The following is a 6457-nucleotide window of genomic DNA, read 5'->3' as shown; positions in this document are numbered from 1 at the left end:
CGTCAGGTTCGGGCCCTTCGCCTTCTCTACGACCGCGTGTGCGCTACGGCAGCTGCCCCGCGCGGGCCTCGCGGCGGTTGTCACGGAAGTTGTTCACCCGGCGGGCCGTGGCGAACAGCGGGATGACCGCGCCCATGACCAGCTGCAGCGCGCAGCCCGTCTGGAGCAGGAGCTGACCGCTCGGGGCGTCGAACGCCCAGGCCGCCAGCAGACCCATCGACAGCACGATCCAGATGAGCACCGCACCGGCGAGGCGGCCCCGCGGCTTGGGGTACTCGACCCGGCTCACCATCAGCCACGCGGTGCCCAGGATGGCCATCAGGGTCGCCTCGAACGGCAGGCCGAGCAGCACGATCGAGACGACCGTGAGCGCGCCGAACGGCGACGGCATGCCCTGGAAGGTGCCGTCCTTGACGGTGACGCACGAGAATCTCGCGAGCCTGAGCACCACCGCCAGCAGGACCACGATCGCGCCGACCGCCGCCACCCGCTGATGGGCGTCGTCGGCGACCATGCCGTAGACCAGGACGAAGTACGCCGGCGCCAGACCGAAGCTGATCAGGTCCGACAGGTTGTCCAGCTCCGCGCCCATCGGCGAGGAGCGCAGCTTGCGCGCGACCAGGCCGTCGAAGAGGTCGAAGATCGCCGCGCAGAGCATCAGGATGACCGCCGTGGCCGCGCTGTGGCGGGCCATGCCGGATTCCTGGCTGCCGGTGAGGTGCGGGATCAGGATGCCGGTGGTGGTGAAGTACACCGCCATGAAGCCGCATGTGGCGTTGCCGAGGGTGAGCGTGTCCGCTATCGACAGACGCAGAGAGAGCGGCATCTCCTCTTCGTCGTCCACGTCGTCGGCTTCAGGCACCCAGCCCGCCTGGGTCTCCGGGTCAATCACGGTCAATGCGAGTCACCCCTGCCACGGTCTTCTGCCCCACCTCGACCGCGACGTCCACGCCCTCGGGCAGGTAGATGTCGACGCGCGAACCGAAGCGGATCAGGCCGATCCGCTCGCCCTGCTCGACCTTCGTGCCCTCGGGGATGTAGGGGACGATGCGGCGGGCCACGGCTCCGGCGATCTGGATCATCTCGATGTCACCGAGCTCGGTGTCGAAGTGCCAGACGACGCGCTCGTTGTTCTCGCTCTCCTTGTTGAACGCCGGCACGAATCCGCCGGGGATGTGCTCGACCGACGTCACGGTGCCGGCCAGCGGCGCGCGGTTGACGTGGACGTTGAGCGGGCTCATGAAGATCGCGACCCGGGTGCGCCCGTCCTTCCACGGCATGATGCTCTGCACCACACCGTCGGCGGGGGAGATGACCCGGCCCTCCGCGATCTCTCGCTCGGGGTCGCGGAAGAACCACAGCATGCCCGCCGCGAGAGCGGTGGCGGGCACGGCGACGGCCTTGGCGGCGCCCGAGCGGCGGGCGCGCAGAAGGCTGACGGCTGCGGTGGCGACGGTCGGCAGAAGCCACGGCGATGCTCCGCGCGCGAGGCGTGCGCCTACCAGGCTGTCGCGGTGTGCAGAGGTTTGGCTGTGGGGCATGGATGACCTTCGTAGCGGATGATGCCGCGCTTCGACGGGGGGACGGCGGCTTTCCGCGATCGTAGCGGTTCGGGGCCACAACTGGGTAAGTCAGGAAGCCGAGTCGACGGCACAGGGAAGTTGACAGGGTGTGATCTTCTTCTCGAAGAAAACACCCCCAACCCGGACAATCAGCCCTGGAACCGATACTCCTCGAGCAACCGGCGCCCGATGATCATTTTCTGGATTTCGGCGGTGCCTTCACCGATCAGCAACATCGGGGCCTCGCGGTAGAGGCGCTCGATCTCGTACTCCTTGGAGAAGCCGTAGCCACCGTGGATCCGGAAGGAGTCCTCCACGACCTCCTTGCAGTACTCGGAGGCGAGATACTTCGCCATCCCTGCCTCGAGGTCGTTTCGTTCTCCGGAGTCCTTTTTGCGTGCGGCGTTCACCATCATCGCATGCGCGGCCTCGACCTTGGTAGCCATCTCGGCCAGCTTGAACTGGATCGCCTGGTGCTGGGCGATCGGCTTGCCGAAGGTGTGGCGCTGCTGGGCGTAGCTGACGCCCAGCTCGAAGGCACGCTGAGCGACGCCGCAGCCACGCGCCGCGACGTTCACGCGGCCCACCTCGACGCCGTCCATCATTTGGTAAAAACCTCGGCCGGTGGCCCCGCCGAGCACGCTGTCGGGGGAAAGCCGCAGGCCGTCCATGATGAGCTCGGTGGTGTCGACGCCCTTGTAGCCCATCTTGTCGATCTTCCCCGGGATGGTCAGGCCGGGGCGGACCTCGCCGAAGCCGGGCTCCTTCTCGATCAGGAAGGTCGTCATCGACTTGTGGGGGGCCGTCCCCTCGGGGTGTCCTTCGTCACTTCGCACGAGAACGGCCACCAGGGACGACGTTCCGCCGTTCGTCAGCCACATCTTCTGGCCGTTGAGGACGTACTCCTCGCCGTCCTTCACCGCCTTCGACGTGATCGCCGACACGTCCGAGCCGAGACCCGGCTCCGACATCGAGAACGCGCCCCGGACGTCGCCGGCCGCCATGCGCGGCAGGTAGTGGTCCTTCTGCTCCTGCGTACCGTGCTGCTTGAGCATGTACGCCACGATGAAGTGGGTGTTGATGATGCCGGAGACCGACATCCAGCCGCGGGCGATCTCCTCGACGCACAGGGCGTAGGTGAGGAGCGACTCGCCCAGACCGCCGTACTCCTCGGGGATCATCAGACCGAACAGGCCCAACTCCTTGAGGCCGTCGACGATCTGCTGCGGGTACTCGTCGCGGTGCTCCAGCTCGGTGGCCACCGGGATGATCTCCTTGTCCACGAAGTCGCGGACGGTGGAGAGGATCTCCTGCTGGATGTCGGTCAGACCGGCGGTCTGGGCGAGTCGCGCCATGGCTACTTCTCCTGCTCCCTGAGCTCGGGGCGGCCGGGCTGCTCGCCGCCGCGCTCCTTGATGTACGTCTCGGTCGGCACCATCACCTTGCGGCGGAACACGCAGACCAGCGTGCCGTCCTGCTTGTAGCCCTTGGTCTCGACGTGGACGATGCCGCGGTCGTTCTTCGACTTCGACGGCCACTTGTCCAGCACGGTCGTCTGGCCGTACAGCGTGTCGCCGTGGAACGTCGGCGCCACGTGCCGCAGCGACTCGATCTCCAGGTTGGCGATCGCCTTGCCGGAGACGTCGGGCACGGACATGCCGAGCAGCAGCGAGTAGATGTAGTTGCCCACGACGACGTTCTTGCCGAAGTCGGTCGTCTTCTCGGCGTAGTTCGTGTCCATGTGGAGCGGGTGGTGGTTCATGGTGAGGAGGCAGAACAGGTGGTCGTCGTACTCGGTGACCGTCTTGCCCGGCCAGTGCTTGTACGTCGCCCCGACCTCGAACTCCTCGTAGGTGCGTCCGAACTGCATGGTGCTCAGCCCTCCGGGATCTCGAACTTGCCGGTGCGCTGCATGCCGGCGGCGCGTCCCTTGCCGGAGATGACCAGCGCCATCTTGCGGCTCGCCTCGTCGATCATCTCGTCGCCGAGCATCGCCGAGCCCTTCTTCCCGCCGGCCTCGGACGTGTAGTAGTCGTACGCGTCCAGGATCAGCTCGGCGTGGTCGTAGTCCTCCTGCGACGGCGAGAAGATCTCGTTGGACGCCTCGACCTGGCCCGGGTGCAGCACCCACTTGCCGTCGAAGCCGAGAGCCGCGGCGCGACCGGCGACCTCGCGGTAGCCCTCCACGTTGCGGATCTGCAGGTAGGGGCCGTCGATCGCCTGGAGGTCGTTGGCGCGGGCCGCCATGAGGATCTTCATCAGGATGTAGTGGTAGGCGTCCGCCGGGTAGCCGGGCGGCTGCTCGCCCACGACCAGCGACTTCATGTTGATGGACGCCATGAAGTCGGCCGGGCCGAAGATGATGGTCTCGATGCGCGCCGAGGCCTGCGCGATCTCGTTGACGTTGTTCAGGCCCTGGGCGTTCTCGATCTGGGCCTCGATGCCGATCCGGCCGACCTCGAAGCCCATGGTCTTCTCGATCTGCGTCAGCAGCAGGTCGAGGGCGACGATCTGCTGGGCGTTCTGCACCTTCGGCAGCATGATGCAGTCGAGGTTGGGGCCGGCGCCCTCGACCACGGTCACGACGTCACGGTACGTCCACTCGGTCGTCCAGTCGTTGACGCGCACGACCCTGGTCTTGCCGGTCCAGTCGCCCTCGTTGAGGAACTTGACGATGGTGTGGCGCGCCTCGGGCTTGGCGAGCGGCGCGCACGCGTCCTCCAGGTCGAGGAAGACCTGGTCCGCCGGGAGGCCCTGCGCCTTCTCCAGGAAGCGGGGGTTGCTGCCCGGGACCGCGAGACAGGAGCGCCGCGGACGAAGACGGTTGACAGTCATGCGGGGACCTCCAGGGGGTCGAGCTTGTTCGCTTTGCGGATCTCGTCGACGATGCGGCCGATGATTCCGGTGATGTCGAAGTCCTTCGGGGTGAAGACCGCGGCCACGCCCGCAGCCCTGAGCTGCTCGGCGTCGCCATTCGGGATGATGCCACCGGCGATCACCGGGATGTCTGTGGCACCGGCCACACGCAGCCGTTCGAGGACGTCCGGCACCAGTTGGGCGTGCGATCCGGAGAGGATGGACAGGCCCACGGCGTGCACGTCCTCCTCGAGCGCCGCGTCCACGATCTGCTCGGGCGTCAGCCGGATGCCCTGGTAGACCACCTCGAAGCCGGCGTCGCGAGCCCGCACGGCGATCTGCTCGGCGCCGTTGGAGTGCCCGTCCAGGCCCGGCTTGCCGACCAGGAAGCGCAGCTTGCCGACGCCCATGTCCTTCGCGGTCAGGTCGACCCTGCGGCGGACGTCGGCCATGGCCGAGCCCTCCTCCGCCGGGACCGCCACCGGCGCCGAGGACACGCCGGTCGGCGCGCGGAACTCGCCGAACACCTCGCGCAGCGCCCCCGCCCACTCGCCGGTCGTGACGCCGGCCCGGGCGCACTCCAGGGTCGCCTCCATGAGGTTGGCGGTGCCCTTGGCCGCCTCCTTCAGCTTCTCCAGCGCCTTGCACGGACGCGGATGGTTGAAGGGCGGCTGGTACCGCGTGTCGCGCCAGTTCTCCAGGGAGGCGATGACACGGGCCTCGACCGCCGGGTCGACCGTCTGGATCGCGGTGTCGAGATCGGCGGTCAGCGGGTTGGGCTCGGTCGTCTCGAAGACGTTGACGCCGATGATCTTGTCCTCGCCCGACTCGATGCGGGCGCGCCGCTCGGCGTGCGAGGAGACCAGCTGCGACTTGAGGTAGCCCGACTCGACGGCGGCCATCGCGCCGCCCATCTCCTGGATCCGGTCCATCTCCGCGAGGGAGGCCTCGACCAGTTCGGCGACCTTCGCCTCGACGACGTGCGAGCCCGCGAAGATGTCCTCGTACTCCAGCAGGTCGCTCTCCAGGGCGAGGACCTGCTGGATGCGCAGACTCCACTGCTGGTCCCAGGGCCGGGGGAGGCCCAGGGCCTCGTTCCAGGCCGGCAGCTGCACGGCACGCGCGCGTGCGTCCTTCGACAGCGTCACGGCGAGCATCTCCAGCACGATCCGCTGGACGTTGTTCTCCGGCTGCGCCTCCGTCAGGCCCAGGGAGTTGACCTGGACGCCGTAGCGGAAGCGGCGCTGCTTGGGGTTCTCGATGCCGTAGCGCTCGCGGGTGACCTGGTCCCAGATACGGCCGAAGGCGCGCATCTTGCACATCTCCTCGATGAAGCGGACGCCCGCGTTCACGAAGAAGGAGATACGGGCGACGACGTCGCCGAACTTGTCGGCCGGCACCTGCCCGGAGTCCCGGACGGCGTCCAGCACGGCGATCGCCGTGGACATCGCGTAGGCGATCTCCTGCACCGGCGTGGCCCCGGCCTCCTGCAGGTGGTAGCTGCAGATGTTGATGGGGTTCCACTTCGGCATGTGGGAGACCGTGTACGCGATCATGTCCGTCGTCAGCCGCAGGCTCGGCCCCGGCGGGAAGACGTGCGTCCCCCGGGACAGGTACTCCTTGACGATGTCGTTCTGGGTCGTGCCCTGGAGCCGGGTGACGTCCGCGCCCTGCTCCTCGGCGACGACCTGGTAGAGCGCCAGCAGCCACATGGCGGTGGCGTTGATCGTCATCGAGGTGTTCATCTGCTCCAGGGGGATGTCCTGGAACAGCCTGCGCATGTCGCCGAGATGGGCCACCGGCACGCCGACCCGGCCGACCTCGCCGCGGGCGAGGATGTGGTCGGAGTCGTAGCCGGTCTGGGTGGGCAGGTCGAACGCGACCGACAGACCCGTCTGACCCTTGGCGAGGTTGCGCCGGTACAACTCGTTGGACGCCTCGGCCGTGGAGTGACCGGCGTACGTGCGCATGAGCCACGGCCGGTCCTTCTCCCGCTGTCCTGCGGCGGGCTGACGCTCAGTCATCTATGACCCCGGGTG

6 protein-coding genes are annotated in these 6457 nt (G+C 67.8%); all 6 read right to left on the bottom strand.

The features are described from left to right. Positions 1 to 43 precede the first annotated feature (43 nt). On the bottom strand, positions 44 to 862 hold the full coding sequence (gene pssA, locus ACN6LD_RS25070; RefSeq protein ID WP_319190382.1) for a CDP-diacylglycerol--serine O-phosphatidyltransferase: 819 nt from the start codon (positions 860 to 862) through the stop codon (positions 44 to 46). 22 nt (positions 863 to 884) lie between these two features. Next, a complete protein-coding gene (locus ACN6LD_RS25065; protein ID WP_057582234.1) occupies positions 885 to 1541 on the bottom strand; it encodes a phosphatidylserine decarboxylase in 657 nt (218 codons plus the stop codon). Positions 1542 to 1711: 170 nt separating this feature from the next. Beyond that, entirely contained in the window at positions 1712 to 2917 is a 1206-nt protein-coding gene (locus ACN6LD_RS25060) for an acyl-CoA dehydrogenase family protein (protein WP_445044327.1), read from the bottom strand. 2 nt (positions 2918 to 2919) lie between these two features. Next, a complete protein-coding gene (locus ACN6LD_RS25055) occupies positions 2920 to 3432 on the bottom strand; it encodes a MaoC family dehydratase (protein WP_319190379.1) in 513 nt (170 codons plus the stop codon). 5 nt (positions 3433 to 3437) lie between these two features. Further along, on the bottom strand, positions 3438 to 4397 hold the full coding sequence (locus tag ACN6LD_RS25050; RefSeq protein ID WP_319190377.1) for an HpcH/HpaI aldolase/citrate lyase family protein: 960 nt from the start codon (positions 4395 to 4397) through the stop codon (positions 3438 to 3440). Then, the gene (locus tag ACN6LD_RS25045) at positions 4394 to 6442 is read right to left on the bottom strand and encodes a protein meaA (RefSeq protein WP_319190376.1); all 2049 of its coding nucleotides are present in this window, start codon (positions 6440 to 6442) and stop codon (positions 4394 to 4396) included. Before ACN6LD_RS25045 ends, ACN6LD_RS25050 begins: the two co-directional genes overlap by 4 nt. Positions 6443 to 6457 lie beyond the last annotated feature (15 nt).

This window comes from Streptomyces sp. SAS_272, assembly GCF_052543235.1.
Note: the sequence above shows the minus strand (reverse complement) of the source record. Positions and strands in the feature narration are given on the sequence as shown.